This is a genomic window from Rhodoferax fermentans, assembly GCF_002017865.1.
GTDB classification, from domain to species: domain Bacteria; phylum Pseudomonadota; class Gammaproteobacteria; order Burkholderiales; family Burkholderiaceae_C; genus Rhodoferax; species Rhodoferax fermentans.
The window spans coordinates 1,884,987-1,911,821 of record NZ_MTJN01000002.1 but is presented as its reverse complement, the minus strand read 5'-3'; the positions used below and the strand labels follow the sequence as shown (position 1 = coordinate 1,911,821).

At 62.1% G+C, this 26,835-nt stretch carries 24 protein-coding genes and 1 riboswitch; of the genes, 10 read left to right on the top strand and 14 right to left on the bottom strand.

What is annotated here, in order from left to right; translation table 11 throughout:
• Positions 1-21 precede the first annotated feature (21 nt).
• The 3 genes from RF819_RS09095 to RF819_RS09085 are packed head-to-tail and all read left to right on the top strand — an operon-like array spanning position 22 to position 2,004.
• The gene (locus tag RF819_RS09095) at positions 22-384 is read left to right on the top strand and encodes an EamA family transporter (RefSeq protein ID WP_242473094.1); all 363 of its coding nucleotides are present in this window, start codon (positions 22-24) and stop codon (positions 382-384) included.
• Positions 381-788: a DMT family transporter gene (locus RF819_RS09090; protein WP_078364694.1), complete on the top strand. Its 408-nt coding sequence runs from the start codon at positions 381-383 to the stop codon at positions 786-788. Before RF819_RS09095 ends, RF819_RS09090 begins: the two co-directional genes overlap by 4 nt.
• On the top strand, positions 775-2,004 hold the full coding sequence (locus RF819_RS09085; protein WP_078364693.1) for a DegT/DnrJ/EryC1/StrS family aminotransferase: 1,230 nt from the start codon (positions 775-777) through the stop codon (positions 2,002-2,004). Before RF819_RS09090 ends, RF819_RS09085 begins: the two co-directional genes overlap by 14 nt.
• A 49-nt stretch (positions 2,005-2,053) precedes the next feature.
• On the opposite strand, the gene RF819_RS09080 is transcribed toward RF819_RS09085, so the two are convergent.
• The 3 genes from RF819_RS09080 to RF819_RS09070 are packed head-to-tail and all read right to left on the bottom strand — an operon-like array spanning position 2,054 to position 5,402.
• On the bottom strand, positions 2,054-2,962 hold the full coding sequence (locus tag RF819_RS09080; protein ID WP_078366861.1) for an arginase family protein: 909 nt from the start codon (positions 2,960-2,962) through the stop codon (positions 2,054-2,056).
• Positions 2,959-4,026: a GNAT family N-acetyltransferase gene (locus tag RF819_RS09075; protein ID WP_078364692.1), complete on the bottom strand. Its 1,068-nt coding sequence runs from the start codon at positions 4,024-4,026 to the stop codon at positions 2,959-2,961. Before RF819_RS09075 ends, RF819_RS09080 begins: the two co-directional genes overlap by 4 nt.
• A complete protein-coding gene (locus tag RF819_RS09070) occupies positions 4,026-5,402 on the bottom strand; it encodes an aspartate aminotransferase family protein (protein ID WP_078364691.1) in 1,377 nt (458 codons plus the stop codon). Before RF819_RS09070 ends, RF819_RS09075 begins: the two co-directional genes overlap by 1 nt.
• Positions 5,403-5,670: 268 nt before the next feature.
• On the opposite strand from RF819_RS09070, the gene RF819_RS09065 reads away from it, so the two are divergent.
• Entirely contained in the window at positions 5,671-6,408 is a 738-nt protein-coding gene (locus tag RF819_RS09065) for a TerC family protein (protein ID WP_078364690.1), read from the top strand.
• 25 nt (positions 6,409-6,433) lie between these two features.
• Here the strand turns inward: RF819_RS09065 and chrA are convergent, their stop codons facing one another.
• The 4 genes from chrA to metX all read right to left on the bottom strand — a co-directional run bounded on the left by chrA (position 6,434) and on the right by metX (position 10,861).
• Positions 6,434-7,831 (bottom strand): chromate efflux transporter, encoded by a 1,398-nt coding sequence (chrA, locus tag RF819_RS09060; protein WP_078364689.1) that lies wholly within the window; start codon positions 7,829-7,831, stop codon positions 6,434-6,436.
• A gap of 33 nt (positions 7,832-7,864) precedes the next feature.
• Complete coding sequence (locus tag RF819_RS09055; RefSeq protein WP_078364688.1) at positions 7,865-8,986, bottom strand: alkene reductase; 1,122 nt, start codon at positions 8,984-8,986, stop codon at positions 7,865-7,867.
• Positions 8,987-9,116: 130 nt separating this feature from the next.
• A complete protein-coding gene (gene metW / locus RF819_RS09050; protein WP_078364687.1) occupies positions 9,117-9,698 on the bottom strand; it encodes a methionine biosynthesis protein MetW in 582 nt (193 codons plus the stop codon).
• Entirely contained in the window at positions 9,695-10,861 is a 1,167-nt protein-coding gene (gene metX, locus RF819_RS09045; protein ID WP_078364686.1) for a homoserine O-succinyltransferase MetX, read from the bottom strand. Before metX ends, metW begins: the two co-directional genes overlap by 4 nt.
• 340 nt (positions 10,862-11,201) lie before the next feature.
• On the opposite strand from metX, the gene RF819_RS09040 reads away from it, so the two are divergent.
• The 3 genes from RF819_RS09040 to hyi are packed head-to-tail and all read left to right on the top strand — an operon-like array spanning position 11,202 to position 15,836.
• Positions 11,202-12,185, top strand: a complete 984-nt coding sequence (locus tag RF819_RS09040; protein ID WP_158081249.1) for an ABC transporter substrate-binding protein — start codon at positions 11,202-11,204, stop codon at positions 12,183-12,185.
• 1 nt (position 12,186) lies between these two features.
• Complete coding sequence (locus tag RF819_RS09035; protein ID WP_078364684.1) at positions 12,187-15,042, top strand: bifunctional diguanylate cyclase/phosphodiesterase; 2,856 nt, start codon at positions 12,187-12,189, stop codon at positions 15,040-15,042.
• Between the two features lie 17 nt (positions 15,043-15,059).
• Positions 15,060-15,836: a hydroxypyruvate isomerase gene (gene hyi, locus RF819_RS09030; RefSeq protein ID WP_078364683.1), complete on the top strand. Its 777-nt coding sequence runs from the start codon at positions 15,060-15,062 to the stop codon at positions 15,834-15,836.
• 83 nt (positions 15,837-15,919) lie between these two features.
• On the opposite strand, the gene RF819_RS09025 is transcribed toward hyi, so the two are convergent.
• Positions 15,920-16,477: a TMEM165/GDT1 family protein gene (locus RF819_RS09025; RefSeq protein ID WP_078366860.1), complete on the bottom strand. Its 558-nt coding sequence runs from the start codon at positions 16,475-16,477 to the stop codon at positions 15,920-15,922.
• A riboswitch (yybP-ykoY riboswitch) is annotated at positions 16,478-16,675 on the bottom strand. It abuts the gene before it with no gap.
• A gap of 273 nt (positions 16,676-16,948) precedes the next feature.
• Between RF819_RS09025 and RF819_RS09020 the strand changes: the two genes are divergently transcribed.
• Positions 16,949-18,382 (top strand): Do family serine endopeptidase, encoded by a 1,434-nt coding sequence (locus RF819_RS09020; protein ID WP_242473092.1) that lies wholly within the window; start codon positions 16,949-16,951, stop codon positions 18,380-18,382.
• On the opposite strand, the gene RF819_RS09015 is transcribed toward RF819_RS09020, so the two are convergent.
• Together RF819_RS09015 and RF819_RS09010 are read right to left on the bottom strand one after the other, a co-directional pair.
• A complete protein-coding gene (locus RF819_RS09015; RefSeq protein WP_078364682.1) occupies positions 18,369-20,903 on the bottom strand; it encodes a diguanylate cyclase domain-containing protein in 2,535 nt (844 codons plus the stop codon). The two genes, RF819_RS09020 and RF819_RS09015, sit on opposite strands and share 14 nt — an antisense overlap.
• Positions 20,903-21,820, bottom strand: coding sequence for a phosphate/phosphite/phosphonate ABC transporter substrate-binding protein (locus RF819_RS09010; protein ID WP_078364681.1), 918 nt, complete (start codon positions 21,818-21,820; stop codon positions 20,903-20,905). Before RF819_RS09010 ends, RF819_RS09015 begins: the two co-directional genes overlap by 1 nt.
• Before the next feature lie 213 nt (positions 21,821-22,033).
• On the opposite strand from RF819_RS09010, the gene RF819_RS09005 reads away from it, so the two are divergent.
• Both RF819_RS09005 and RF819_RS09000 read left to right on the top strand, forming a co-directional pair.
• Positions 22,034-23,164 (top strand): patatin-like phospholipase family protein, encoded by a 1,131-nt coding sequence (locus RF819_RS09005; RefSeq protein ID WP_078364680.1) that lies wholly within the window; start codon positions 22,034-22,036, stop codon positions 23,162-23,164.
• Between the two features lie 233 nt (positions 23,165-23,397).
• Positions 23,398-23,790 (top strand): RNA recognition motif domain-containing protein, encoded by a 393-nt coding sequence (locus RF819_RS09000; RefSeq protein WP_078364679.1) that lies wholly within the window; start codon positions 23,398-23,400, stop codon positions 23,788-23,790.
• A gap of 75 nt (positions 23,791-23,865) precedes the next feature.
• Here the strand turns inward: RF819_RS09000 and RF819_RS08995 are convergent, their stop codons facing one another.
• The 4 genes from RF819_RS08995 to RF819_RS08980 are packed head-to-tail and all read right to left on the bottom strand — an operon-like array spanning position 23,866 to position 26,812.
• On the bottom strand, positions 23,866-24,642 hold the full coding sequence (locus tag RF819_RS08995; protein WP_078364678.1) for an SDR family oxidoreductase: 777 nt from the start codon (positions 24,640-24,642) through the stop codon (positions 23,866-23,868).
• 12 nt (positions 24,643-24,654) lie between these two features.
• Positions 24,655-25,269 (bottom strand): LPS export ABC transporter periplasmic protein LptC, encoded by a 615-nt coding sequence (gene lptC, locus RF819_RS08990; protein ID WP_078364677.1) that lies wholly within the window; start codon positions 25,267-25,269, stop codon positions 24,655-24,657.
• A complete protein-coding gene (locus RF819_RS08985; RefSeq protein ID WP_078364676.1) occupies positions 25,266-25,811 on the bottom strand; it encodes a KdsC family phosphatase in 546 nt (181 codons plus the stop codon). Before RF819_RS08985 ends, lptC begins: the two co-directional genes overlap by 4 nt.
• A complete protein-coding gene (locus tag RF819_RS08980) occupies positions 25,811-26,812 on the bottom strand; it encodes a KpsF/GutQ family sugar-phosphate isomerase (RefSeq protein ID WP_078364675.1) in 1,002 nt (333 codons plus the stop codon). Before RF819_RS08980 ends, RF819_RS08985 begins: the two co-directional genes overlap by 1 nt.
• Positions 26,813-26,835: the final 23 nt, after the last annotated feature.

The window sequence follows — 26,835 nt, the reverse complement described above, 5'->3', positions numbered from 1 at the left end:
CTCGGCGGCACAGAAAGTAGCATGCCCCCCCTGGTCGCTGTGTTGTGGGCATTGAACATGCTCGTAGACACGGCTGGGCAGTTGGCCTTCAAGGCAGCAGCCTCCGTCGATTCCCGTGCGGGGACGGGCTTGGCACGTTGGGTGTGGATGATGCGGCGCCCCTGGCTGTGGATTGGCGTGAGCTGTTATGTCGCCGAGTTCCTGGTGTGGCTGGCCTTCTTGTCGCTGGTGCCACTGTCCGACGGTGTGCTTCTGGGCTCCATCAACATCGTGGTGGTGATGGTCGCGGGGCGCTTCCTGTTTCGGGAAAAGTTATCGCGTTTGCGCGTGATTGGCATTTTGCTTGTCTCCGCAGGGGTGGCCATCGTGGGGGTGCGCGCATGAAACGCTTTTACGCTGTGGGTTTTCTGGCGCTTGTGGCCTTCGACACGCTGGCACAGCTGAGCTTCAAGTTGGCAGGTGATTCTGCCCTGCCTTTGGAGTTTTCCTCGGCCTGGTTGTGGCGTGTTTTTGGGCAGCCGTGGATCTATGGGGCCTTCGCGGGCTACGTGGGGGCCTTCTTTACCTGGATGACCTTGCTGGAGCATGCCCCGATTGGTCCGGCATTTGCGGCATCTCACCTGGAAGTCGTGACGGTGCTCATCCTGTCAGCCTGGTTATTTGGCGAGCACATTGGTTGGCCACAGGTGACGGGTGCAACACTGATCTTGGCGGGTATCGCCTGCCTGGCACGCAGTGAAGCAGACGCAGCGCCCGAACCAAACGCACACTTGCATGATGGCACTTGAGGCGCCACCTACTGCTGGTCTACCCGTGTTTTTCACCGACCTTTGGGCTAGTGGATCTTCGGACTTGGCCGGTATGTTGGGGCGTTTTCTTGGCGTCTCGTCGGTGCAAGTGGAGTGCTCTGGCACTGCCGCTCTCGTCGTGGCGCTCACGACACTGCACACACTGGCGCCCGAGCGCACCGAAGTGATTGTGCCTGCCTACACCTGCCCTTTGGTGGCCATGGCGGTGGCGCACTGTGGCCTGAGGCTGCGTATGTGCGAGCTCATGCCCAACGCCCTGGACATGGACCCAGTGATTCTTGCAACGCTCTGTGGGCCGCGCACACTGGCCGTGTTGCCGACACACCTTGCAGGGCGTGTGGTTGATGCCGCACCCGCACGTGCGCTGGCCCATGCGGAGGGTGCGTGGGTGATCGAAGATGCCGCCCAGGCCTTGGGTGCGCGTGTGGGGGGCGCCAGCGTCGGCACAGGCAGTGACATCGTCTTTTTCAGCCTTGCCGTTGGCAAGGGGTTGAGCATTTTTGAAGGCGGCGCTTTGGTTGTGGCAGACGCCGATTTGCGAGCTGCTTGCGAGCGCACCGCGCGTGCCATCGTGCGGCCCAGCTTTGTTTGGGAGCTTCGCCGTTCTATCGAACTGCTCGCCTACACCGCGCTGTACCACCCGAGAGGGCTGCGCTGGGCCTATGGTTGGCCTTTGCGCCGTGCATTGGCACACAATGACCGCATTGCCGCAGCGGGCGACGATTTTTCGCAAAACATTCCTTTGCACCGTGTTGGTCGCTGGCGCCAGGCTGTGGGCGTTCGGGCGCTGGCACGCTTGCCAGCCTGGCTGGAGGACAGCGAGTCAAGAGCACAGCAGCGCGTGCCGAGGCTGCGCGGCATCTCCTCGCTTACTGTGCTAGACGACAGCGCAGGCGTTCCCGCAGCCCAAGGAACCTGGCCGTCCATCTTGGTTCTGCTGCCTGATGCGGCGCGAAGAGATGCTGCGTTGGCGCGTTTATGGGGCGCAGGTCTCGGTGTGTCTGTGCCATTTGCGCATGTGCTTGCAGACTACGCGCGTTATGCCGCTGTAGTGCCCGCCACAGCCCCTGCTGACCTGCCCCATGCGCGCAGCTTTGCAGCACGGGTGCTGTCCATCAGCAACAGTCCTTGGTTGGATGCTGAGAGTTTCGAGCGGCTGTGCACAGCGCTGGAGCAGGTGCTTGATGTCAGGTAAACCCATCGGTCAAGTCCGTTGGCGTACCACCCCACTGGGCGCGCCAAGTTCAGACGGCCCTTTCCAACTGCCTTAACAGCTCCCGATTGAACGCGCCTTGCTTCACCTGCCATTCAGGCAAGGCGGCATCCATCTCTGCGGTCTGCTGGCCATCACCCGCGCTCAAGCAGCGCTTCCACACCGTGCGATAGCGATAAGCAGACACGTCGCCGGTCACGTCACTGCCTGCCAACTGGCCACGCAGGGCAGACATCATGGCAAAGACATGAGGCGCTTGCAACACACCCTGGTCCCAGTTGGTGCGCACCACGGACGGGTCGAAAACGTCCTTGTCGATACTGAGATAGGTGGCTTGCAAGTTGGTCGACAGCATGTGAGACACGGCGCTGGTGAGCGCTTCTGCATCGGGGAAGCAGCGGAACTGCTGCTGCAGTCCCAGCCAGCGTGCCCAGCCCGTTTCCACCCCGACACTCCAGTAAGTCAGCCGCCCAGCCCGCAGTGGTGCCAAGTAGTTCTCCCAGGCATGGCCAAAGCCGATATCGCGCGAGGTGATACCAACCACATGGACATGTGAGACCTGAGGCAACATCGCTACCCGACGCACCCAGGAGCCGCAGTGCACACCCAGCGGAAACCGCATGTTGTCCGGGTGGTTGTCCAAGACCAGCACGCGCAATGGGTGTTGTGACGTGCACCTGCGTGCCGTAATACAGCGCTCGATCAGCGGCCAGCTGAGATGGTGAAAGTCTCCGCTGCCTGTGAAAACCGTGCCGTGCTCGGTGAACGCGGGCAGTCGGGACTGCAGCTCAGCGGAAAACTGTCGCAGGCGCGCCAAACTGCAGCCAAAGCGTACGGCCTCCTGCCAATCGGAGGCCAGCGCCAGACGCAACTCGCCAGGCAGCGGCCCGACCGAGCCGTCCAGATCCAGCACCACAGGCGCAAGCACCGGCGTGTTCATGGCACTCCCGCGCCACCGCGCCATTGGCGGTCACTCTCAAACCGACCCACAAAACGCCTCGCCAGCGCCCTGAGCACAGGCTGGCGCACATACACCAGGTGGCGGGTGAAGGTGAACTGAGCCCCCAGACTGCGTTTGACCTCGGGGTCCGTCCAACCCGCCACGTAATGTGTCAGCCCGTTCTGGATGGCGTACTGCAGGTTTTCCATCCAGCTCACAAAATAAAGATTGGTCTCACGAGCGGCCGGGTAAGCCAGACCGATGTACTTGTCCACCAGACGTCCGTCATGTATGTAACACAGGTTCCAGCCCAGCAGTGCCTGTGTATCTTGCCGCCGGTACTCAAAGACCATTCCCCGGCTGGTCTCGTCGCGCAGCAAGGCCGCCAAAAAACTGCGTGTGAGTCGATCAAAATGGACCTCACTTTGTGCGTATACAGACTCGTACAGCGCGTAATACGTATCGACCAAGGCCTCGTCTGCAAAGGCCGGGCCCGTCGGCAAGTGCCGCACCTGCATGCTGGAACGGCTGCGCAGCTTGCGTCGCAGGTTCTGGCGTCGGCTGGCGGACAAGCGCGACAGGTACACGTCCAGGTGGTCAAAGTCAATACGCACAAAGGCCAGTGCTTGGCCTTCTACCGTCACAAAACCCTGTGCTTCGCCAGCCTCCACCAGCGCTTGGGCGTAGTGGTTGTCGGCATCACTCAACAGTGGCGACTGGTGGGGGATGTCTTTGACAATAGCCAATGCAAAACGTTGCCCCAAGCCTTGGCGGACCGCCTCAGCCAGAGCCTGCGGTGAGGGCCCGGCCAGCGGCAAAGGGCTGTACTCCGTCACCGTGCTGCCGACAAAGCCTGTTTTCACACTCAGCCAGCGCGACCACCGTTCATAAAGTGGCAGCCCTGACACCTTGGTTTTGAGTGCCTCATCGGCGGTGGTGAGCAAATCGAACGGGGCTATGAAGGCTGGCACCGGCAAACCCTGCAGCAAAGAAAACCCTTGCGGCGGGTGTGCGCCAAAGTGCCTGACCAGCGCGTCCGGTTCTAACTGATTGCGCCAGAGCATCAGCTGCGCTTGGCGCGCGTGATGAGCTGGTCCAGCAGCACCAGCGCCTCATCGATCTCGGGGCGCGTGATCATCAAAGACGGCGCCAAGGTGATGACGTTCTTGTAGTAACCACCGACGTCAAGCACCAGACCCCGCTTTTGGCCCTGGTACTCCAGCTTGCCCTCCAGCCCGATGTCCACCATCTTGTCGAGCAAGGCGCGGTTCGGCGTGAAACCGTCCTCGGTACAAATCTCGGCGCGCAGCGCCAGCCCCATGCCGTCCACGTCGCCAATTTCCTTGTGGCGTTTTTGCAGCTGCTTGAGGCCATCGAGGAAGTACGCGCCGCTGTCGCACACCTGGGCACCAAAGTCAACTTCGTGCGTCATCTTCATCACCTCCAAACCCAGTGCCGTGCCCAAGGGGTTGGCTGCAAATGTGGAATGTGTCGAGCCTGGTGGGAAAATCGCAGGGTTGATCAGCTCTTCACGCGCCCAAAGACCCGATAGAGCATTGAGCCCATTGGTCAGCGCCTTGGCAAACACCAGCACATCAGGCTTGACGCCAAAATTCTCAATCGACCACAGCTTGCCAGTGCGCCAGAAACCCATTTGGATTTCATCAACCACCAGCAACACGCCGTGCTCATCGAGCACTTTTTTCAGCCCCTTGAAGAAGTTGGCTGGTGGCACCACGTAGCCGCCTGTGCCCTGGATCGGCTCCACGTAAAAGGCGGCGTACTCGCACTGGTTGGTCTTGGGGTCCCAGATGGCGTGGTACTCATTCTCGAACTTACGAGCGAACTCCTTAACCAGCGACTCTGAGTACTCCTCTGAGGTCATGCCCTTGGGACGGCGGAACGGGTAGGGGAAGGGAAGGAACTGTGCGCGGTCACCAAAATGACCAAAACGACGGCGGTAACGGTAGCTTGAGGTGATGCTGGAGGCTCCCAGCGTGCGGCCATGGTAACCCCCTTCAAAAGCGAACATCAGGCTTTTGCCGTTGGAGGCGTTGCGCACCACCTTGAGTGAATCCTCAATAGCCTGCGCGCCGCCCACATTGAAATGCACGCGGCCTGCACTGCCCCACTTGGCCTGGGCATCTTGTGCAATGAACTTGGCCAACTCAATCTTGGTGGGGTGAAGGTATTGGCTGGCCACCTGCGGCAAGGTCTGCAGCTGGCGGATCATGACCTCTTCCAGGCGTTTGTTTTTGTAGCCAAAGTTGACGGCCGAATACCACATCTGCAAGTCGAGATATGGCGTTCCCTCGGCATCAAACATGTAGCTGCCTTCGCAGCCATCAAAAATCTTGGGTGGATTGACGTAATGCACGGTATCACCGAAAGAACAGTATTTCGCTTCATCAGCCAGCAGCTGAGCGTTGTCGTTACTCATGTCAGAAGGACTCCAGGGGGTTACACACATACCTAGCGTCTGACGATCCAGAACACGCTAGCACATGCCAGTTTGCAACCCAAACCTTGACTTAGCATTGAGTATTTGTGTGTAAATCGTGGAGCCCACTGAATATGCTTGACAAATTCTGTAACTTGTCGCGATGACCAGATGGGCCAGCGGAGCTGCGACCACAAAACACATAGCTCATGGGGCTTTTGAACGCATCGCTAGACTCCACCAGTTTTAGCCTCTGCGACCCACCCCCATGGAATTACTCACCGACCCGAACACCTGGATTGCCTTCTTCATGCTTGCCGCACTGGAGATTGTGCTGGGCATCGACAACATCATTTTCATCAGCATCCTGGTCGGGCGCCTGCCGCCCGAGAAGCGTGACCTGGCGCGTCGTCTGGGTCTGGCTTTTGCCATGGTGTCGCGGATTGCGCTGCTGTTCAGCCTGGCCTGGGTGATGACACTGACCGAGCCACTGCTGACCGTGCTGGGGCAGGAGATCAGCGGCCGTGACCTGATTTTGCTGGGAGGTGGCCTGTTCCTGCTTTACAAGGCCTCGCACGAGATTTACATGGAAGTGGAAGCCCACGAGAGTGATGAGGCCCAGTCCGGTGTCGACACTGTCAAAGCCGGTAGCGGGATTTTCTGGGGCACGATTGTGCAAATTGGTGTGGTCGACATCGTGTTTTCGCTGGACTCTGTGATCACGGCCGTGGGCATGGTCGACAACATCGGCGTGATGGTGGCGGCGGTGATCGCCTCAGTGGCGGTGATGATGTTTGCCGCCAAGCCGATTGGCGAGTTTGTTGACCGGCACCCGTCGATCAAGGTGCTGGCACTGGCCTTCCTGACCATGGTGGGCACGCTCTTGGTGGCCGAAGCCTTTGACGTGCATGTGCCCAAAGCCTATGTCTACGTGGCCATGTTGTTCTCGTTGGCGGTGGAGGCGCTCAACATCCGCGCGCGCACCAAGCGCCAGGCACGCGGTTAAGCTAACCGGCTGGCTCGGCGGTTGGTCAGCAGCAGCCTGCCAACTTCCAAGCCAGCCCGGCCAATGCGCAAACGGCCATCACCTTGAGCATTCCTTGCTTGTAGCGCAACAGGGCCAGCGCGGCCACACCCGCCAGGGCCAAGGCGGGTAGGTCGATGCCCAAGCCAAACAGGTCCGTGGTTCCGCTGCCCTGGGCCACATGCAGAATAAAAAGCAGGGCCAGGCTGGCCATCACCCCCACCACGGCGGCAGTGATGGCGGTCAAGGGCGCGGTGAAGTGTTGCTTGCCGTGGGTCGATTCCACCAGCGGGCCACCGGCCAGGATGAAGATAAAAGACGGCAAAAAAGTGAACCAGGTCACCACCGTGGCTGCCAACACGGCGCCCAGCAGCAGCGCCTGCGGACCCAGCACCTGTTGGCTCCAACCACCCAGAAAACCCACAAAAGCCACCACCATGATCAGCGGGCCGGGCGTGGTCTCACCCAGGGCCAGGCCGTCCATCATCTGCGGGCCGCTGAGCCAGCCAAAGTGACTCACGGCGCCCTGGTACACATAGGGCAACACCGCGTAGGCGCCACCAAAGGTCAGCAGCGCGGCTTTGCTGAAAAACCAGCCCATCTGCGCCAGCGTGCCGCCCCAGCCCTGCCAGGCCAGCAGCAGCGCCATCGGTAGCAGCCACAACGCTCCACCTGTCAGCAGCACCCGGGCCAGTCGCCAGGGCCTGAAACGGGCGTGTTCGGGTGTGGGTGTGTGGTCATTGATCAGATAAGCGGTGTCGACTTGCGCTGGTGCGACCTTGGCCTGCGCCGTGCCGCCGTGGCTTGGCGTTTTGGCAAACTCGGCAAGTCCCCAGCGCTGGCCCAGCCAGCCGGTCAGGGCCGCCACCAGCACCACCCACGGGAAGGGGATGTTGAGCCACGCCACAGCAACAAAACTCATAGCAGCTACCGCCCACAACACGGGTGCTTGCGCCGGGTTATTTAATGTGCGGCTGCCCATGCGGTGCACCGCCTGCAGCACAATCGCCGCCACGGCGGGTTTGATGCCATACAGCAGGCCCGCCACCCAAGGCAAGGTGCCAAAAGCCACATAGACCCAGCTCAGCCCCATCAGGATGGCCAGCGAGGGCAGCACAAACAGCAGCCCCGCCAGCACACCACCCCAAGTGCGATGCATCAGCCAGCCGAGGTAGGTGGCCAGTTGTTGCGCCTCGGGGCCGGGTAAAAGCATGCAGTAGTTCAGCGCGTGCAGAAAACGCGCCTCGGAGATCCAACGTTTGTCCTCGACCAGCGTGCGGTGCATCAGCGCAATCTGCCCGGCCGGTCCTCCAAAACTGATGAAGCCGAGTTTGAGCCAGAAGCGCCAGGCCTCGCCAAACGGCACCTGGCCAACGGGTGTGGCTTGGTGATCATGCTGCCCCATGGACGTTGTTGGCGGGCGAGGTCGCCGTTGCGCTCAGCTTTGTTCGAGTGTGGGGTAGTCGGTGTAACCCTTGGCACCACCACCGTAATAGGTGTTGCGGTCACCTTCATTGAGCGAGCTACCGTGGCGCAGGCGCTCCACCAGGTCGGGGTTGGCAATGTAGGCGCGGCCAAAAGCGACCAGATCGGCGCCCTCACGCACCGCTTGTTCGGCCAGAGCCTTGTCCAGGCCGTTGTTGACCATCCAGGCACCTTTGCCACCGGCCGCACGGTAGGCACGGCGCAGGCCGGTGTAGTCAAACGGGCGGTCTGAGAGCTCGCGCGGGCCACCGGTGGCGCCTTCGATGATGTGCACATAGGCCAGCCCGAAGCCCGCCAGTTCGCGCACCAGGTAGTCAAACAGCGGCTGCGGGTCAGGGTCAAACGCGTCGTTGGCCGGTGTCACCGGCGACAGGCGGATGCCCACGCGCCCGGCGCCAATGGCCCCGGTGACGGCGCGCACCACTTCGAGCAATAACCGGGCGCGGTTCTCGATGCTGCCGCCAAAGTCATCGCGGCGGATGTTGGAGCCGCTCTTCAGGAATTGGTCGAGCAGGTAGCCGTTGGCGGCGTGGATCTCCACCCCGTCAAAACCAGCGGTTTCCACCGCGTTGCGGGCGGCGGCGGCGTAGGTGTGCACGATGTCTGGCAACTCATAGGCTTGTAAGGCACGCGGCTCTGAGGTGTCGACAAAGGTCGGCACACCGTCCTGGATCAAGACCGTCTTGGCATTGGCGCGGATCGCTGACGGGGCTACCGGTGCACCGCTGTTGGGTTGCAGGCGGGTGTGGGAGATGCGCCCGACATGCCAGAGCTGCACCACGATCTTGCCGCCGGCGGCGTGGACACGTTTGGTGACCTGCTTCCAGCCGTCGATCTGCTCGCTGCCGTACAGGCCGGGCACGTCGGCATAACCCTGGCCTTGGTGGCTGATCGCGGTGGCCTCGGTGATGATCAGCCCGGCGCTGGCGCGCTGGGCGTAGTACTCGGCCATCAGCGGGGTCGGGATGGCGTCCGGTGCGCGGTTGCGGGTGAGCGGCGCCATGACGATGCGGTTGGCCAGGTGCAGGTCACCGGCGTGCACGGGATTGAACAAGGTGGCGTGGGTGTGTGGCATGGCAAATGGTCCAGCAAGATAAAAGTTGGAACAACCCGCCAAACAATAGACCGGGTTGCCTTGGTCAAGCCATTTTGAGCCAAGATGGTCGCTTGCGCCAGTGCGCCAGGCCACCAACTGGCACAGAGGGTTATCGCGTGAGTTTGTAGACCGAGGTGCCCGCCAGCAAGTTGGGTGCAAAACGTAACACCTCACCGTCCTGGATGCCAAAGCTGTCGACCACCTTCAGGCCACAGGCGCGTGCCAGCAAGCCCAGATCAGCATGGGTGCCAACGCGGATGTTGGGCGTGTTGTACCACTGGTAGGGCAGGCGCCGGGTCACCGGCATGCGCCCGCGCAGCACACTCAGGCGGTTGGGCCAATGGGCAAAGTTGGGGAAGGCGACGATGCCGAGCTGGCCAACACGCACTGTCTCGCGCAGCATCACCTCGGCGTTGCGCAGGTTCTGCAGGGTGTCGATCTGTAACACCACGTCAAACGAGGCGTCCTCAAACATCGACAGACCTTCGTCCAGGTTGAGCTGGATGACGTTGACACCGCGCTGCACGCAGGCCAGCACATTGGCGTCGTCAATCTCGATACCGTAGCCGGTGCAGCCACGGGTGGCTTGTAAATGCGCCAGCAGGGCGCCGTCACCACAGCCCAAGTCGAGCACGCGCGAGCCCGCAGGCACCAGTTCGGCCAAGGCCTGGCCAACCACACTGACACTCATGCTGACACCTCCATGCTTTCAAAATAAGAGCGAACAACGTCCATGTAGCGAGGGTCATCGAGCAAAAAGGCATCGTGGCCATGGCGTGCGCTGATCTCGGCGTAAGTCACGTCGCGCTGGTTGTCGAGCAAGGCCTTGACGATCTCGCGGCTGCGTTTGGGTGAAAAGCGCCAGTCGGTGGTGAAACTCACGAGCAGGAACTTGGCTTTGGCACGCCCCAGCGCCAGGCTCAGGTTGCCACCGTAGGCACGTGCCGGGTCAAAGTAGTCCAGCGCCCGGGTGATCAGCAGGTAGGTGTTGGCGTCAAAGTACTCGGCAAACTTGTCACCCTGGTAACGCAGGTAACTCTCGATCTGGAACTCGACGTCTTGCGTGCTGTATTTGTAGGCACCGGCATCCAGGTCGCCAGCGGTGTTGTTGGCCTGCGCCAGCACCGCGTCGCGCAACTGGCGGCCAAACTTCTCGTTCATCACATCGTCACTGAGGTAGGTGATGTGGCCGATCATGCGGGCAATACGCAGGCCGCGTTTGGGCACCGTGCCGTGCTGGTAAAAGTGCCCGCCGTGGAAGTCGGGGTCGGTCACGATGGCGCGCCGCGCCACCTCGTTGAAGGCGATGTTCTCAGCCGTCAGGTTGGGCGCGCTGGCAATCACCAGCGCGTGGCGCACCCGGTCGGGGTACTGCAGTGTCCAGCTCAGCGTCTGCATGCCGCCCAGGCTGCCACCCATCACCGCGGCCAGGGTCTCAATGCCCAAGGCGTCGAGCAGCCGGGCCTGGGCGTTGACCCAGTCCTCGACGGTGACCACCGGGAAGTCTGCGCCATAGACCTGGCCGGTGTCGGGGTTGATGTGCATCGGCCCGGTCGAGCCAAAACAGGAGCCCAGGTTGTTGACCCCGATGACAAAAAACTTGTTGGTATCCAGCGGCTTGCCTGGGCCAATCATGTTGTCCCACCAGCCCTCGGACTTGGCCTGGCCTGCGTAAACCCCGGCCACATGGTGTGATGCGTTGAGCGCGTGGCAGACCAGCACCGCGTTGGACTTGTCCGCGTTGAGTGTGCCGTAGGTCTCAAAGCTGAGCGCGTAGTTGCGCAGACTGGCGCCGCTTTGCAGGGGCAAGGCGGCCGCAAATGACATCGACTGGGGGGTAGCGATCAGTTGCATGAATGAAAAAACCCGGTATCGCTAAAGGCAAAACCGGGTTGGCTGACATCTTTAGCGGTATTTGTTAAGCGCCCGCAATTCTGGCAAATCGGCGCAACAACAGTATAACCAGACCGTCCGGTCAGCCCGGCTTGGTCGTGTGCCGTGCCAGGCCAGTCTTTGTGATGTTGGATGCCAAATAGGCCTCTCGCCCTTTTGATAAAAGGGCTGACAGCTCCTGTCTTTGTAGTTTTTTCTCGTACTTTGCCTCTGTGTTTACCCAGAACGTCCAAGCGCCTGAGGTAGCATGGTTCTCAGCCCACACGCTTCACCCACCCAGCAGCCCATAGAGAGGAGCGCCATGCCTGTTTTGCACCCGGACCGCCGCCAGCTTTTGGCCAGTGCGCTCGGGCTGTCGCTGGTGGGTTTGGGTGCCTGTGAGCGCGCTGAGCCGCTGGTGCGGGTGGCGACCAACCCTTGGGTGGGTTACACCGGCTTGTTGCTGGCGCGCGAGCTGGGGCATTTCAACAACCCCAGCCTGCGTTTGCTGGAGCTGACCACCGCCTCCGACAGCCTGCTGGCGCTGGCCTCTGACCAGGTCGAGGCGGCCACCCTCACGCTTGACGAATGGCTGGTGGCGCGCGAGGGTCAGCTCGACCTGCGGGTGATCATGGTGTTTGACGAGTCGGCCGGAGCCGATGTGGTGATGGCGCGCCCGGGCATCACCCGCGTGGAGCAACTGCGCGGGCAGCGTGTGGCGGTGGAAGAAACCGCCACCGGTGCGCTGCTGTTGTCGCGCACGCTGGATGCGGCCGGCCTGCGCCCTGACGATGTCATCAAGCTGCCGCTGGCTGGCGCCGCGCAACTGGCTGCCTATGCCAGCGGTGCGGTGGACGCGGTGGTGTGTTTTGAGCCTTATGCCAGCCAGCTGGCCCGCCAGGGGGCCCACCGCTTGATCGACAGCCGGCGTTTTCCGGGTGTGATCATGGATGTGTTGGCGGTGCGAGCCAGTGCGCTGGCCGCCTCGCCCGAGGTGTTCAAACAGCTGCTGGTCGGTTATTTTCAGGCGCTTGGGGTGTTGCAAAACTCGGCCGCACAGTCTGCCGCCTTGATGGCCCCTGCGCAGGGCATCAGCGCGTTGGAGTTCACGGCGGCGCTCAAGGGGGTGCACCTGATGAACCTGGACGACAACCGCCGGTTGCTCGATGCGGCGGCACCGGGACTGCGACCGATGGCGCAGTCGGTGGCGACCCTGATGCAGCGCTCCGGGCTGCTCAAACAGGTGCCCGTGCTCGACGGTGTGATGGATGGACGGTTTTTGCCTGCGACTGATTGGAGAGCTTGAGATGCGTTTTCCCTGGAGTCTGAAATGGGCCTTGCCACTGGCGCTGGCCAGCCTGTTGTTGATTTTCAGCAGCTTTGCCACTTGGCACAGCCTGAGCACACGTCAAACCAACCTGACCCAGACGGCACGCCAGGATGCGCTGGACCATGTCTCCCATCTGGCCCGTATGGCAGAACAAGGCTTGCAAAACAGCACCGCGATGGTGGCCTCCGATCTGGCGCAGACCAGCACCGACCCGCGGGTGCTGGCGGTGCTGATCCTCGACGAGCAGGGCCGGGTGCTCATGGCCCACCGCAAGGCCTGGGTCGGCAGTGTCGCCAAAAGCCTGCTGCCCGACTTTGACGATGGCTGGCGCCTGCAGGTGATTGCCGGGCGGCTGCCCCAGGTTCGCACCGAGGAGGAAGGGCTGCGTCTGGCTGTGCTGCAGCCGTTTGAGTTGCCTGCCGCCAGCAACGAGGTGCGCAGTTCGCGCTGGGGTTCGGTGTTTTTGGAGATGGACCTGGACCTGGCCTGGCAGCAGGCCCGCTACGAGACCTTGTTGTCGCGTCTGCCCTGGCTGGTGCTGGCCCTGCTGGTGCTGCTGGCCGTGGGCCTGTTGCTGCGCCGGTTTGTCGCCCAGCCTTTGCAAGCACTGGCAGACGCGGCAGGTTGCCTCAAACAGGGGCAGCTGAGCAGCCGCGCTGTGGTGCAGGGGCCGCTCGAAATTGCCGCCTTGGCGCGTGACTTCAACGACATGGCGCAAGCCATCGAAGACGCCCAGAAAGCACTGATCACCAGCGAGGAGCGCATGAGCATCACCCTGCACTCGATTGGTGATGGCCTGATCGCTACCGACGCCCGCGCTCGCATCACCCTGATGAACCCGGCCGCAGAACGTTTCACCGGCTGGGCGCTGGCAGAGGCGCGCGGGCTGCCGATCTCGGATGTGTTTGTGATCGAGAGCGAGATCACCGGCCAGCCCGCCGAGATCCCGGTGAAACGGGTGTTAACCGAGGGTACGGTGCTGGGGCTGGCCAACCACACGGTGCTGATTGCGCGAGATGGCACCCGGCGCGATGTGGCCGACTCGGCCGCGCCAATCCGCAACGCCCGGGGCGTGATCGAGGGGGTGGTGTTGGTGTTTCAGGACGTGACCGAGCAGTACCGCATGCGCCGCGCGCTGGCCGACAGCGAGCAGCATTACCGCACCCTGGCCAACACCGGACAGGCGTTGGTCTGGACCGCAGGGCTGGACAAAAAATGCAATTATTTCAACAGCGTCTGGCTGGCCTTTACCGGCCGCACGCTGGCCCAGGAGCTGGGTGACGGCTGGGCCGAGGGCGTGCACCCGGACGATTTGGAACACTGCTTCACCACCTATGTGGCGGCTTTTGAGGCGCGTGAGGCCTTTGCCATGGAGTACCGCCTGCGCCATGCCAGCGGCGAGTACCGCTGGATTCTGGACCAGGGCAGCCCGCGTTATGACAGCCAGGGCCGGTTTCTGGGCTACATCGGACATTGCCTGGACATCAGCCAGGTCAAGCAGGCCGAGGCCCAGGTAGCGCATCTGGCCTACCACGATGCCCTCACCGGTCTGCCCAACCGCGCGCTGTTTCAGGACCGGCTGACCCAGGCGGCGGCGGCGGCGCGGCGCAACCAGCGTGTGGGTGCGCTGATGTTTGTCGATCTGGACCATTTCAAGCGCCTCAACGATGTGTATGGCCATGCGCTGGGGGATGCGGTGCTGCAGGAAGTGGCAGGCCGCTTGCAGTTCTACTTGCGCCAGGAGGACACGGTGGCGCGTCTGGGCGGTGACGAGTTTGTGGTGCTGCTGCCCGCGCTGGCGGCCGAGTCCGACGGTGCTGCCACATTGGCGCGTGCGGTGGCTGACAAGATCCGGCTGGCGCTGGAGGGGCCGATCCTGATCGACGGCACCAGCTACCACACCGCCGCCAGCATGGGGGTCACGCTGTTTCCCAAACACAACGAGTCGGTGGACGACCTGATGCGCGAGGCCGACATCGCCATGTACCGCGCCAAGGAACGTGGTCGCAATCAGATCTCCTTCTTCCAGGTCGACATGCAGCAAACCGTGACCCAGCGTTACGCCTTGGAGCAGGAACTGCGTGAGGCGGTGGCGCAGCAGGCTTTTGAGCTGTTTCTGCAGTCGCAGGTGAATGCCGACGGTGTGGTCATTGGTGCCGAGGCGCTGGTGCGCTGGCGCCACCCGACGCGTGGCCTGGTGGCACCGGCCACCTTCATCCCGCTGGCCGAAGAGTCGCGTCTGATCCTGCCGCTGGGCGATTGGGTGCTGCAGCAGAGCTGCCAGGTATTGGCGCGGTTGGAGGCAGCCGGGCACAGCCTGCACATCGCCGTCAACGTCAGCCCCTTGCAGTTTGCCCAGCCGAACTTTGTGGCCCGCATTCGCGACATTCTCAAACAAACCGGGGCCGACCCGACCCACCTGACGCTGGAAATCACCGAAGGTCTGCTGGTGGAGCACATGACCGAGACCATGGGCCGTATGGCCGAACTGGCGGCGCTGGGCATCCGTTTTTCGATCGACGACTTTGGCACCGGGTATTCGTCGTTGTCCTACCTCAAGCGCCTGCCGCTGTACGAGCTCAAGATCGACAAGAGTTTTGTCCAGGACCTGCCAGAAGACCCCAACGATGTGGCGCTGGTCGAGACCATGCTGGCCATGGCACAACACCTGCATCTGAGTGTGGTGGCCGAGGGTGTGGAGACCGCAGCGCAGTTTGAGTTCTTGAAAAGTCGCGGCTGCAACCGGTTTCAGGGCTACCACTTTCACCGGCCGCAAGAGCACCACGAGTGGTTTGAGGCCTTTGCCAAACCGTCGCAGCTGGCGCCCCAGTAGCCACCTTCAGACGCACCATGCCCCGATTTGCTGCCAACCTGACGTTCCTGTTCACCGAGGTGCCGTTTCTGGATCGCTTCGAGCGGGCGGCGCGTGCCGGGTTCACCGCGGTGGAGTTTTTGTTTCCCTATGCCTGGCCTGCCGCCGAGATCAAGGCGCGACTCGACGCGTGTGGCCTGCAGCTGGTGTTGCACAACCTGCCTGCGGGTGACTGGGACGCGGGTGACCGGGGCCTGGCCTGCCACCCGGGCCGCCATGAGGCGTTTCGCGCCAGTGTGGCCACCGGCATCTGTTACGCCCAGGTCCTGGGTGTGTCACAACTCAACTGCCTGGCTGGCAAAGCGCCCGCAGGTGTGAATGAAGCGCTGGTCCATCAGACCCTGGTGGAGAACCTGCGTTACTGCGCGGGCGAGTTCAAAGCGGCTGGGCTCAAGATGCTGCTGGAGCCGATCAATCACTTTGACATGCCGGGCTTTGTGGTGAACCACACGGCCCAAGCCGTGGCGATTCTGGATGAGCTGGGCGCTGACAATGCCTTTGTCCAGTACGACATCTACCATGCCCAACGCATGGAAGGTGAGCTGGCGGCCACACTACAACGGCACCTGGCGCGTATTGGCCACATGCAACTGGCCGACAACCCGGGCCGCCACGAACCCGGCACCGGCGAGATCAATTTCGCCTACCTGTTCAAGCACCTTGACCACATTGGCTACAGCGGCTGGATCGGCTGTGAGTACCACCCGCTGGCCCAGACCGAAGCCGGACTGGGCTGGTTGCAAAACCCCAGGTGATTCTGATTTGATAGCTGTTTGCCCTTGTTTCATAAGGGCTAGAGGCACTTTTGACGTATAAGTGACGTTTCAGCGCACCAACATCACCCCAGCAGCGCCCACAGGCCCAAGCCCGCAAAAATCAGCGCTGAGACCACATGCACCACACGTAATGGCACCAGGCGTGTCATGCGTTCACCGAGCCAGACCACCGGCGCATTGGCCAGCATCATGCCCACCGTGGTGCCAGCAATCACCCAGTAGTAGGCCTGGTATTGCGCGGCCAGCATCACCGTGGCGATCTGGGTCTTGTCACCCATCTCGGCCAGAAAAAACGCCACCACCGTGGTGCCAAACACCCCAAAACGTGGTTTGGCGGGGGTGTCACTGTCATCGATCTTGTCGGGGATCAGCATCCAGACGGCCATCGCGATGAACGAGCCACCCAGCACCCAGCGCAGCATGTCCGGCCCGAGCACGGTGGTCACCCAGGCTCCGGCAGCTCCGGCCAGGGCGTGGTTGAACAGGGTAGCGACAAAAATGCCCAGAACAATCGGCCAGGGCTGGCGAAAACGCGCCGCCAGAATGAGGGCCAACAGTTGGGTTTTGTCACCCATCTCGGCAAGGGCGACGATGCCGGTGGATACAAGAAAAGCTTCCATGAGGGTCTCCGGCCGGACAAACAAAACCAATGACTGCGCGGCATCCCCGGCCAAAAACGGAGGCGCGCAGCCAAAGGTCTCGCCAAAATCCTGTTGCAGGACTCTGCTTGCGCCATGTTGGCCGTTGCTGGCCAGACAAGTCTGTTGACGCAAGCCCCTCTCAGTGAAGAAGGGCGGCTACTCCCCAATGACAGCGCGCATTGTAGGGGTATCGTGCTGGCACCCATCCTGGGTATCCTTTGGACCTGTTGCAGGTGGCTGTTGCGCAGGGATGGCCCTGTCAACACGTGCCAACTTTACGTTGACTTCACCACCGCGACATGACACAGGGTGGGGCATGGGCGATCATCGCGGACTTTGGATGCGGCGTGTCTCGGTGCCCCGTCCTGTCTCTCCTTCACTGTGAATGGATCTATTTTGAATGTCTTGCGTTGTTTCCCACTGCACCCATCGAGGGTGATGCTGCGCCTCATGTTGGCGTGTTTGACTGGTTTGGGGGCCATCCAGGCCAGCTACGCCCAGAGCCTGCCCGCCGCTGCCCAGGCTGGGCCACGGACCACGGCGCTGCCCGACATGACCAGCATCGTGGCGCAGTTTTCGCCGACCGTGGTGAACATCAGTGTGCGCGGAACCCGCAAGGTGTCGACAGCGGGCGCCGCCGCAAAGGACCCAGGCAATGAGGCGGAAAGTACCCAGGAGGATGACGCGGTGAGTGACTTCCTGCGCGGGTTTCAGAAACGTTTTGGTGGTTTGCCGTCGCAGTTGAACATTCCTGTGCGTGGAGAGGGTTCCGGTTTCATCGTCAGCGCGGATGGTGTGATCCTGACCAACGCCCATGTGGTGAGTGATGCGGAAGAGGTGGTGGTCAAACTGACGGACCGCAGAGAGTTCATGGCCAAGGTTCTGGGCACGGACAAGCGCACCGACATCGCGGTGCTGAAAATCGAAGCCCGTGATTTGAAGGTTGCCCCCACCACCTCGTCGACCCCGCCGCAGGTCGGTGAATGGGTGCTGGCCATCGGCTCCCCCTTCGGTTTTGAGAGCACGGTCACGGCGGGGGTCATCAGCGCCACCCGGCGCTCCTTGCCGGGGGACGGTTCGGTCTCGTTCATCCAAACCGATGCGGCCGTCAACCCGGGCAATTCGGGTGGGCCGCTGATCAATATGCGGGGCGAAGTCATTGGCATCAACTCGCAGATCTTTACCAAAACCGGGGGGTATCAGGGCTTGTCCTTTGCCATTCCGATGGCGGTGGCGCAGCGTATCCAACAGCAGATCCTGAGCACCGGCAAGGTACGTCACGCCAAGCTGGGGGTGGAGGTGCAGGATGTCAACCAAACACTGGCGGAAGCTTTCAAACTGGGCAAACCGGCCGGGGCGCTGGTGCTCAATGTGGAAAAAGGCAGCGCGGCTGAACGGGCGGGTCTGCAGGACAGCGATGTGGTGCTGGCGGTCAACGGCAAAGTGATCGAGTTTTCAGGCGACCTTTCTGCCAGCGTGAGTTTGGCGCAGCCCGGGGAACGCATGGAACTGGATGTGTGGCGCAAGGGCGCCACGCGCACGGTGCAGGTCCAGCTGGGTGATGCGACCGTGCCGGTGACCCAGTCGGTAGCCAGCGCCACCGTCGCACCGAGACCGGTGGACCGGCTCGGTCTGCTGTTGCGTCAGCCGAAAGTGGCTGACAAACCCGGACCCAGCAGCGACACGGGTTTGTTGATTGAGGGGGTGGCTGCTGCGGCCGACCGGGCAGGTGTTCAACCCGGTGATCTGCTGCTGGCGATCAACGGCCAGACCGTGAGCACCTTGGCCCAGGTCGACGCGGCGACACAACAGGCTGGCAAGTCGGTGGCCCTGCTGGTGCTGCGCGATGGTGTCAAGATCTACCTGGCACTCAGGCTGGCTTAGTCGCATCACCCAGCGGCAGACCTCCAACCCCTTCAAAGAAACGCACCCGATTGCGACCTTCGCCCTTGGCCTGGTACATCGCGGTATCTGCCCGTTGCAAGATCTGCTCCTGGCTGGTGTCGCGGTGCGAGAACAGGGTCACGCCAATGCTGGCGGTGCAGCGGTGTCCCACATCGCGGGTCTGGTCGCCGGTGTCGCAGAAGGTCAGCACATAGGGCTCGGACAGGCTCGCCAGTATCTTGGCCGCAACAAGCTGGGCCTGTGCGCAGGATGCGGCGGGATCAGGCGCCAAATCCGTCAGCATGACCACAAATTCATCACCACCGATACGCGCCACCGTGTCGACCTCACGCACGCAGGCTTTGAGGCGGCGAGCCAGCTCGTTCAACAACAGGTCACCCAACTCGTGGCCATGCCGGTCATTGAGCGGTTTGAAGTTGTCCAGGTCGATGTACATCATGGCGCCATAACAACCGCTGCGCCGGCTGGCGGTGATGGCCTGGGTGAGCCGGTCGGTGAGCAGTCGCCGATTGGGCAGCTGTGTCAGTGCGTCATAAAACGCCATGTGTCTGACATGCTGCTCCATCTCATGGCGGTCGGTCACGTCCTCAAACACCACATAGGCCTGCGCCAGCTTGCCGTCTTTGAACAAGGGCATGGCACTGACCAGCAGCCAGACGTAATCGCGTTCAGGCACGGCAATGCCCATGATCACGTTGCGCACCGGTTGGCCGGTCCTGAGCGCCCTCGAAATGGGGTGCTGATCACCGGGGAAATCACTGCCGTCTTCGTGGATGGCATGCCAGCGTGGGTCGGTGGAGGCGGTGCCTTGCAGCTGGTCCAAGGTCAGGCCCAGCAGGCGCTGCGCCGCCGGGTTGGCCGAGGTGATGACACCGTCGAGATTCTCATAGAGGACGCCGGTGGGCAAGGTCTCGAACAAGGTGCGGAACATGTCTTCGCTGGCCCGCAAAGCGTCCTGGGTGGCTTTTTGGTCCAGGGCGATACTGACCAAGCGGGCAGACTGCTCGATCAGGGCAATGTCATGGGGCGCGGGTGAATGGACCTGGCGGTGGTAGATGGCGAAAGTCCCCAGCACCCGCCCGCTGGAGGACAGCACTGGCTGCGACCAGCAGGCGCGCAGCCCCGCTTGCAAAGCCAGTGCCTTGTAGTTGGCCCAGTAGGGATGGGTGGCGATGTCTTCCACGATGACACGTTCAGCGGTGGCGGCGGCGGTGCCACACGAGCCCTGGCCAACACCAATGGCCAGGCCAACCAGCGCCTGGTTGTAAAAATCAGGCAGGCTCGGTGCGATGGAGCGCGCCAGATGCACCCCCTGGTCATCGAGCAGAACAATGCTGCACAGCATGGCCGGGTGCAGCTGCTCCACCCCTAGCACCATCGCGTGCAACAGATCTGCCAGGCTGGCATCCCCCGTCATCAGCTCCAGGATATGGCCGCGAAACTGCTCCAGGCGTTCGGTCAGCTTGATGGTGCTGATGTCGGTATAGGTGATCACCGCGCCGCTGTGGGTGGGCAAGTGCACCGGCCGCACGACCATGCTGAACCAGCGCTGCTGGTCGGGTGACGCGGCGGGGTAGTCCAGACAGAACTGGGTTGATCGACCTGCCAGTACCGACTCAACACCCTCGCGTACCAGTGCCAAAGACGGATTGGCACTGGTCTGTGCGATGCCACGGGCTTGCAGGTAGTTGGTGCCGACGTCGGTGTGTGGCGCCGCTTGGCCGGGCTGAGGGCTGTTGCCCAGGGCAAAACGCCGCCATTGTTCGTTCACTGACAGGATGGTGCCTTGGTGATCAATCACCGCCACCCCGGCCGCCACCGAGTCCAGCATCACGCGTTCAAACGCCCCGCTGTTGTCCTGGTCGTGCTGCGCGGTGTGGCCCGGCTGTGCCCCATGGGCAAGTCCGCTGGCGGGCGCCCCGCGACGCATGAGCAGTGCGCTGGCCAACACTGAAAACACCGCAGCCATCAGGGTACCCAGCAGCACATGGAACACCCCCGTCCGTGTGAGTTGTGACAGGCGCTCTTGCAAGGCCTCGCCCGCTAGACCCACCCGCACCCAGCCGATGGGGCGGTTGTTGAGCATCACCGGGCTGAACACATCCACCAGATGGTTTTCAAAACGTTGCACCTGGAGCTGAGGGCTGGATGGCAGGTCTGTCAGGTAGTGGCCGCGTCGCCCTGGTTCGGTGTGGGCCAGCACCTGGCCACGGCGGTCAAGCACCATGGCGTAACGCAGCTCCGGGGCGTTGGACAAGCTCTGCACCAGGTCCTGTAGCCCGCCGACATCGCGGGACGCCAGCCAGAGCTTTCCCGCCATGGCTGTGCTATTGGCCATGCCCATGGCCTGGTTAGCCTGTTCGGCAAGCAGCGTTTCTTGCTGGCGGCGTGTCAGATCCCAGACCAAGGCAGACAGCATCAGGGCAACACTGAGCACCGTGCCCGTCACCAGTTGGCGGCGCAGACTGCCCAGCAGCAGGCGGTGCAGGGGGTCTTGCATCAGCGGCTCTCTATGGGCCGCACGGCCAGTTCGAAGTCTCTGACATAACGGGCCACCACCTCATAACTGTGCTGGTCCGCTGTGCGGAAGCGGTCAATAGACATACCGGCCAACACGGCTTGCCCTGCCGTGGTGTGCGACAGTGCCAGCAGGTTTGCCAGCACAGGCTGCCAGACCTGCTCGGGCACGTCGTCTCGCACCATCACCGAGTTGTTGGCCAGCGGCTCGGTTTCCCACATCACCTGAAGCTGGCCTGCCTCTTGGGGATGGTCGCGCTGGAACAGTCGCCAAGGCGGTGGCGAGGTGGCACCCGCCGCTGTCTGACCGAGGTAAACGTTCATGATGGCGGACTCTTGTGAGCCAACAAACAGGTTCTGCAGGTCATGCTGGACGTCAATGCCTTGGGTGTGCAGGAAGTACTGCGGCATGACACATGCCGCCAGCGCCGTGGGTGCGGGGTAACTCACGGCCTTGCCCTTCAGGTCGCTCGGCACCTTGATGCCGCTGTCGCGGCGCACCACCACCAGACCCCGGAAGTCTTTGGGATCACCTGCCATGGCAATCACCCGGTAACCGTGTGCCATGGCCTGCAAGGTCTGCCAGGGATTGGGCAGCAGAAAGGCCGGTTCACGCAGGGTGTACTTGTTTTCGAAGCTGGGGTAGTCGCGTGACGCCTCCAGCTCCAACCGGGCTGCGGGCAACTGGGTGTTGAGGTGATCCACCAGTGGCTGGTAGGCAGCAGCCAGCAAGCGGGGGTTGTAGAGCGGATACACCGCCAGCCGATAGACGGGCAGCTCCGACGGGGACAACGATTGGCTGTAGCGCAGGGGCAGATCTCCTGAGGCAGGCTGGCAGGCACTCAGCAAAACTGCCACCAGTGCTGCGCCCCCTTTGACCAGTTGCTGCAAGTACTTCATGTGTCCCCACCTGCCGGTTTTGTCAATCTCGTCTGTTTGTTACAACTTTAGCACCGCCACCCGGAATGCGAAAGCGCTGGCGCGTGGTTATGTGGTCAATGCCCTTGAAGTCCATGTAAATAAAGGATGTGATGCTTTGTATTCAATAGCGTCTTGACGTGCCTTTGATGGTCTGTGCGACGTGTCTGACAGAGGGTCTGCTAAGCTCAAGCCATGTACAAACATCCTGATCACCAGCCCGCGGTTGGGGCACACACCCACCGCATCAACCTGGGTCTGCAAGGCGGCGGCTCGCACGGCGCCTTCACCTGGGGCGTGCTGGATGTGCTGTTGCAAGACCCGCGCATCGACATCGAAGGCATCAGCGGCACCAGTGCAGGGGCCATGAACGCGGTGGCCTTGGCGCACGGTCTGGCGCAGGCCCAGGGGCGCTCCAGCGTCACCGCGCGTGAAGCCGCGCGCGAGTCACTGGCCAATTTCTGGAGCGGCATTGTGGCCATGGGGGCTCTCAGCCAGGCGCAGCGCGCGCCGTTTGACCTGATGTTCGGTTTGACCGGCCTGGACAGCTCACCCACCGGGCAATGGGCGGATGCGATGGCACGTGCCTGGTCAGGCTCGATGTCACCCTACCAAAGCAACCCGCTGGACATCAATCCGCTGAAGGATTTTGTCGAACGCCAGATTGACTTTGAGCGACTGGCTGCTTTTCAGGATCTCAAAGTCTTTGTGGTGGCCACCAAGGTGAGCACTGGCAAGGCTGAAGTGTTTTCTGGTGAGCGCCTCACCGCCAGCGCGGTGATGGCCTCGGCCTGCCTGCCCATGATGTTCCAGGCGGTGGAGATTGACGGTGAGTTCTACTGGGACGGTGGCTACGTCGGCAACCCGGCGATTCACCCCCTGATCTACCAATGCAGCAGCCGTGACATTCTGCTGGTGCAGATCAACCCGATCCGGCGCGACAAATTGCCCACCAGCGCGGTGGACATCATGGATCGCCTCAACGAAATCACCTTCAATGCCGCGCTGATGGCCGAAATGCGCGCCATCGATTTTGTCAAACGCCTGCTCAAGGAGGGCAAACTCAACCCTGAGCACTACAAGGACGTTTTGCTGCACCGCATTGACGGTGGTGAGGTGCTGGAGCAGCTTGGCGCGGCCACCAAATTGGCGACCGATGCGCCACTGATCAATGCCTTGCACGATCTCGGGCAAAGCCACGCCCACCATTGGCTGGCCCAGCATGCGGGTGACCTGGGCGTGCGTTCGGGTGTCAATATTGCGCAGGACTACCTCGATGATTTGCGTGTGCCAGTTGTGCGTGAGCGTCGCACTCAAAACAACTGATGGGTAACTTACAAAGTGGTATCGGGGCGACAGATTGAGGCCATTTCAAGCACTGATGAAAAAATAGTTTGAAAAACGGTAACTTGACGTATGATCCTCGCCATATTGCTTCTTCATGGAGTGGTATGGGTTTGCGGTGAATGCCAGTTACGCGTCTTCTCTAAGTCTCCAGGGGTTTGGTTGCAGCGGTCATGGACTCCATCGCGTTTTGAGTTATTTTGAGGAGTCCTTTCATGGGCAACAAACTTTACGTAGGCAATCTGCCTTATTCCTTCCGTGACGATGACCTGCAACAGGCATTCTCCCAACACGGTACCGTTACCAGCGCCAAAGTCATGATGGAACGTGACACCGGCCGCTCCAAAGGTTTCGGTTTCGTCGAAATGGGTAGCGATGCTGAAGCACAAACAGCCATCAACGCCATGAACGGCCAACAATTCGGTGGTCGTGGCCTGGTGGTCAACGAAGCCCGTCCGATGGAACCCCGTGCTCCTCGCTCTGGTGGCGGCGGCTTCGGCGGCGGCGGTGGCGGCTACGGTGGTGGCGGTCGCTCTGGCGGCGGCGGTGGTGGTGGTTACGGCGGTGGTGGTGGTGGTGGTTACGGCGGTGGCCGTAGCAGCTACTAAGCACTTGCTGCTTGGTTCAGGCTTCGGTCTGACAACAAAGGGTCCCTCGGGACCCTTTTGTTTTTGCTGCGCGGTTCAGACGCTGTTGCTGCGCGGTTTGCGCGGGCGTCCGGCGAAAGCCTTGTCAAACAGGGCGTTGGGCAGCAGGCGCAGCAGCTTGGCCACCACACCCATTTGCCACGGGATCACCTGGTAGCTGCAGCCCGCCTGAATGGCTTTGAACGCTTTGTCTGCAAAAACCTCAGGTTGCATCAAAAAGGGCATGGTGTAGCCATTGTTCTGTGTCAGTGGTGTGGCGACATAGCCCGGGCACAGGGTCACGACCTTGACGCCTGTGTTGCGCAACTCACCGCGCAGGCTTTCGCAATAACTGATGACCGCAGCTTTGCTGGCGCAGTAACCCCCGTGGCCGGGCAGACCCCGGATGCCAGCCACACTGCCGATGCCCACCAGTGTGCCGGAGCCGCGTGCCACCATGGCGGGAATGAACGGCCCGAGGGTGGCCGCTGTGCCCATCACGTTGGTGGCCAGAATGCGCGCTATGACATCCAGGTCTTCGGGGCGTGACGAATCCACACCGATGCTGATGCCTGCGTTGGCTATCACCACATCGGGCACACCCTGGCGTGCCAGGCAGTCGTGTACCATGCGTTGCATCGCCTGGGTATCTGTTACATCGGTGCTATATATTTGATATCTATCTGCGCTTATTACATCAGGGGTAAGCCATGATTTGATGCTGTCTCCCCGGCGTGCAACCAGGGCCAGTCGCCAGCCCGCTCGTGCGTAGTGCAGGGCCAAGGCCTGGCCCAAACCGCTGGAGGCGCCGGTGATCAGGACGAGAGGTGCCATGTGGGTATTCAATCAGCGTTTGGGGCTGGGAATCAGCACACCTTTGACTCGCCCGTCGAGTTGAATCACACGCGTTTGGTTGTCGTAGGCCATGTTGTCGGCGGTGAAGGTGTCCTGGCCGCGTGTCAGGACAACCGGCTGGTTCGAGCTGACCTGCTCGGTGTTGATGAACGCGTGCAAATGCTCGCCACTGAAGGTCAGTGTGGGTTGTTCCTTGCCGGTGGCGCTGACGGTGGCTGCCCGTAGTACCTTGGCGTTGCCGATCAGGGTGACTTCGGAGCCATCCCCATTGCTCAGCGCGCTGCGGGCGGTGGCCGTGGTCAAACGCCCCTCCTGATCAAAAGAACGGATGATCACCTGGTCGATCTCCAGGGTGTCGGTATCGGGGTAGTGCCGCGCCTCGGTCCCTTTGACCTCGCTCTTGAGCTGTCCCGTGGCATCAAAGGTTTTGACAGAAAACTTGCGCATGAAGTAGTCGGGCTCATGCTGAGGCGCTGTGGCCGCTGCCACGGCGCCAGGGCTGGGGGTGCTGCGCACCAGCCAGTAGGTGGCGCCCGCCAGCAGCCCCATCAGCAGCACCGGCAGGTACAAGGCCAAACGGTCCCAGGCCCAGCGCAGCCTGTTCATGGCAAATAGGCTTGCAACAGCTGGGCATACCGCCCACTGGCCACCAGCAACAGGTCACACAGCTCGCGCACCGCGCCCTCGCCCCCACACCGCTGTGTGACATGGTGGGCCCGCGCGAGCACTTCGGCCTGGGCATTGGCGGGCGCACAGGCGAAGGCGCAGCGCGTCATCACCGGCAGGTCTGGCCAGTCGTCACCCATGGCGGCCGCTTGTGTCCAGTCCAGTCCCAGGGTCTGCAGGATGGCCTCGGCAGCAGGGCGTTTGTCCTCGGTGCCGAACACCGCGTGTTCGATGCCCAGTGCGGCCAGCCGCAGGCGCAAGGGTTTGGAGTCGCGGCCGGTGATCACCGCCGGGGTGATGCCTGCGCGCTGCAGCAGTTTCAGGCCATGGCCATCGAGCGTGTTGAAGCGTTTGAGGGTTTCGCCGCCTTCCGAAAAATACAGGCCACCGTCGGTCAACACACCATCCACGTCCAGAAAGACCACGCGGATGCCTTGTGCCTGGAGCAGCAGTTCGGGGGGGAAGTTCAGGGCCGGTGCCATCAGATCACCTTGGCTCGCATCAGGTCGTTGCTGTTGAGCACACCACACAGCTGGCCGTTGTGATCGAGCACCAGCACGCTGGTGATACGGCGCAACTCCATCAGCTCGGCGGCCTCCACCGCCAGTGCATCCACACTGACCGTCTGCGGGTTCAGGTGCATCACCTGCCCCGCAGTGGTCTGGCGCAAATCGATGCCTTTTTCCACCAGTCGGCGCAGGTCGCCGTCGGTGAAGATGCCGCGCACTTGGCTGGTCTCGTCCATCACGGCGGCGGCACCCAGGCCCTTGGCGCTCATCTCGCGCATCAGTTCGCTGAAACTGGCCGTCAGGCCGACCTTGGGGATCTGGTCACCCGTGCGCATCACATCCCGCACATGGGTCAGTAGCTTGCGCCCCAGAGCGCCGCCGGGGTGGGAGCGGGCAAAGTCCTCTGCCTTAAAACCGCGAGCGTCCAGCAGGGCGACGGCCAGCGCATCACCCAGCGCGAGCTGGGCGGTGGTGCTGGCAGTGGGGGCCAGGTTCAGCGGGCAGGCTTCCTTTTCAACGCTGCTGTTCAAGAAGACGGTGGCATGGCGTGCCAGGGTCGATGTGGCGCTGCCCGCCATGGCCAGCAATGGGATGCCCAGGCGCTTGATCATCGGCAGGATCACGTTGAGCTCGTCGGACTCGCCACTGTTGGAAATCGCCAGCACCACATCCAGCGGCTGGATCATGCCCAGGTCACCATGGCTGGCCTCGGCCGGGTGCACAAACATGGCCGGTGTGCCGGTGGAGGCGAGTGTGGCCACAATCTTGCGCCCAATGTGACCACTTTTACCCATGCCCATGACCACCACGCGTCCGGGGCTGGCCAGCACCAGCTGGACCGCTTTGACAAAGTTGTCACCCAGATGTTGCTTGAGGCGCAGCACTGCGGCGGCTTCCACATCCAGGGTGTCTCGGGCCAGCATCAGGACGCGGTCAGCGTCAAAAGATGGCGCAGAGGTGGGCAGGTTGTTCATGCTCGCATTTTATCGGCCAGCCG

Excerpts from the sequence above, each read along its gene's own strand:
- lptC (WP_078364677.1), bottom strand. The coding sequence starts at position 25,269 with ATGAACAGGCTGCGCTGGGCCTGGGACCGTTTGGCCTTGTACCTGCCG.
- RF819_RS09095 (WP_242473094.1), top strand. The coding sequence starts at position 22 with ATGCCCCCCCTGGTCGCTGTGTTGTGGGCATTGAACATGCTCGTAGAC.
- RF819_RS09075 (WP_078364692.1), bottom strand. The coding sequence starts at position 4,026 with ATGCTCTGGCGCAATCAGTTAGAACCGGACGCGCTGGTCAGGCACTTT.
- metX (WP_078364686.1), bottom strand. The coding sequence starts at position 10,861 with ATGCAACTGATCGCTACCCCCCAGTCGATGTCATTTGCGGCCGCCTTG.
- chrA (WP_078364689.1), bottom strand. The coding sequence starts at position 7,831 with ATGGGGCAGCATGATCACCAAGCCACACCCGTTGGCCAGGTGCCGTTT.
- metW (WP_078364687.1), bottom strand. The coding sequence starts at position 9,698 with ATGAGTGTCAGTGTGGTTGGCCAGGCCTTGGCCGAACTGGTGCCTGCG.
- RF819_RS09020 (WP_242473092.1), top strand. The coding sequence starts at position 16,949 with ATGTTGGCGTGTTTGACTGGTTTGGGGGCCATCCAGGCCAGCTACGCC.
- hyi (WP_078364683.1), top strand. The coding sequence starts at position 15,060 with ATGCCCCGATTTGCTGCCAACCTGACGTTCCTGTTCACCGAGGTGCCG.
- RF819_RS09070 (WP_078364691.1), bottom strand. The coding sequence starts at position 5,402 with ATGAGTAACGACAACGCTCAGCTGCTGGCTGATGAAGCGAAATACTGT.
- RF819_RS09015 (WP_078364682.1), bottom strand. The coding sequence starts at position 20,903 with ATGCAAGACCCCCTGCACCGCCTGCTGCTGGGCAGTCTGCGCCGCCAA.
- RF819_RS09025 (WP_078366860.1), bottom strand. The coding sequence starts at position 16,477 with ATGGAAGCTTTTCTTGTATCCACCGGCATCGTCGCCCTTGCCGAGATG.
- RF819_RS08980 (WP_078364675.1), bottom strand. The coding sequence starts at position 26,812 with ATGAACAACCTGCCCACCTCTGCGCCATCTTTTGACGCTGACCGCGTC.
- RF819_RS08985 (WP_078364676.1), bottom strand. The coding sequence starts at position 25,811 with ATGGCACCGGCCCTGAACTTCCCCCCCGAACTGCTGCTCCAGGCACAA.
- RF819_RS09090 (WP_078364694.1), top strand. The coding sequence starts at position 381 with ATGAAACGCTTTTACGCTGTGGGTTTTCTGGCGCTTGTGGCCTTCGAC.
- RF819_RS09065 (WP_078364690.1), top strand. The coding sequence starts at position 5,671 with ATGGAATTACTCACCGACCCGAACACCTGGATTGCCTTCTTCATGCTT.
- RF819_RS08995 (WP_078364678.1), bottom strand. The coding sequence starts at position 24,642 with ATGGCACCTCTCGTCCTGATCACCGGCGCCTCCAGCGGTTTGGGCCAG.
- RF819_RS09035 (WP_078364684.1), top strand. The coding sequence starts at position 12,187 with ATGCGTTTTCCCTGGAGTCTGAAATGGGCCTTGCCACTGGCGCTGGCC.
- RF819_RS09085 (WP_078364693.1), top strand. The coding sequence starts at position 775 with ATGATGGCACTTGAGGCGCCACCTACTGCTGGTCTACCCGTGTTTTTC.
- RF819_RS09010 (WP_078364681.1), bottom strand. The coding sequence starts at position 21,820 with ATGAAGTACTTGCAGCAACTGGTCAAAGGGGGCGCAGCACTGGTGGCA.
- RF819_RS09040 (WP_158081249.1), top strand. The coding sequence starts at position 11,202 with ATGCCTGTTTTGCACCCGGACCGCCGCCAGCTTTTGGCCAGTGCGCTC.
- RF819_RS09005 (WP_078364680.1), top strand. The coding sequence starts at position 22,034 with ATGTACAAACATCCTGATCACCAGCCCGCGGTTGGGGCACACACCCAC.
- RF819_RS09080 (WP_078366861.1), bottom strand. The coding sequence starts at position 2,962 with ATGAACACGCCGGTGCTTGCGCCTGTGGTGCTGGATCTGGACGGCTCG.
- RF819_RS09000 (WP_078364679.1), top strand. The coding sequence starts at position 23,398 with ATGGGCAACAAACTTTACGTAGGCAATCTGCCTTATTCCTTCCGTGAC.
- RF819_RS09055 (WP_078364688.1), bottom strand. The coding sequence starts at position 8,986 with ATGCCACACACCCACGCCACCTTGTTCAATCCCGTGCACGCCGGTGAC.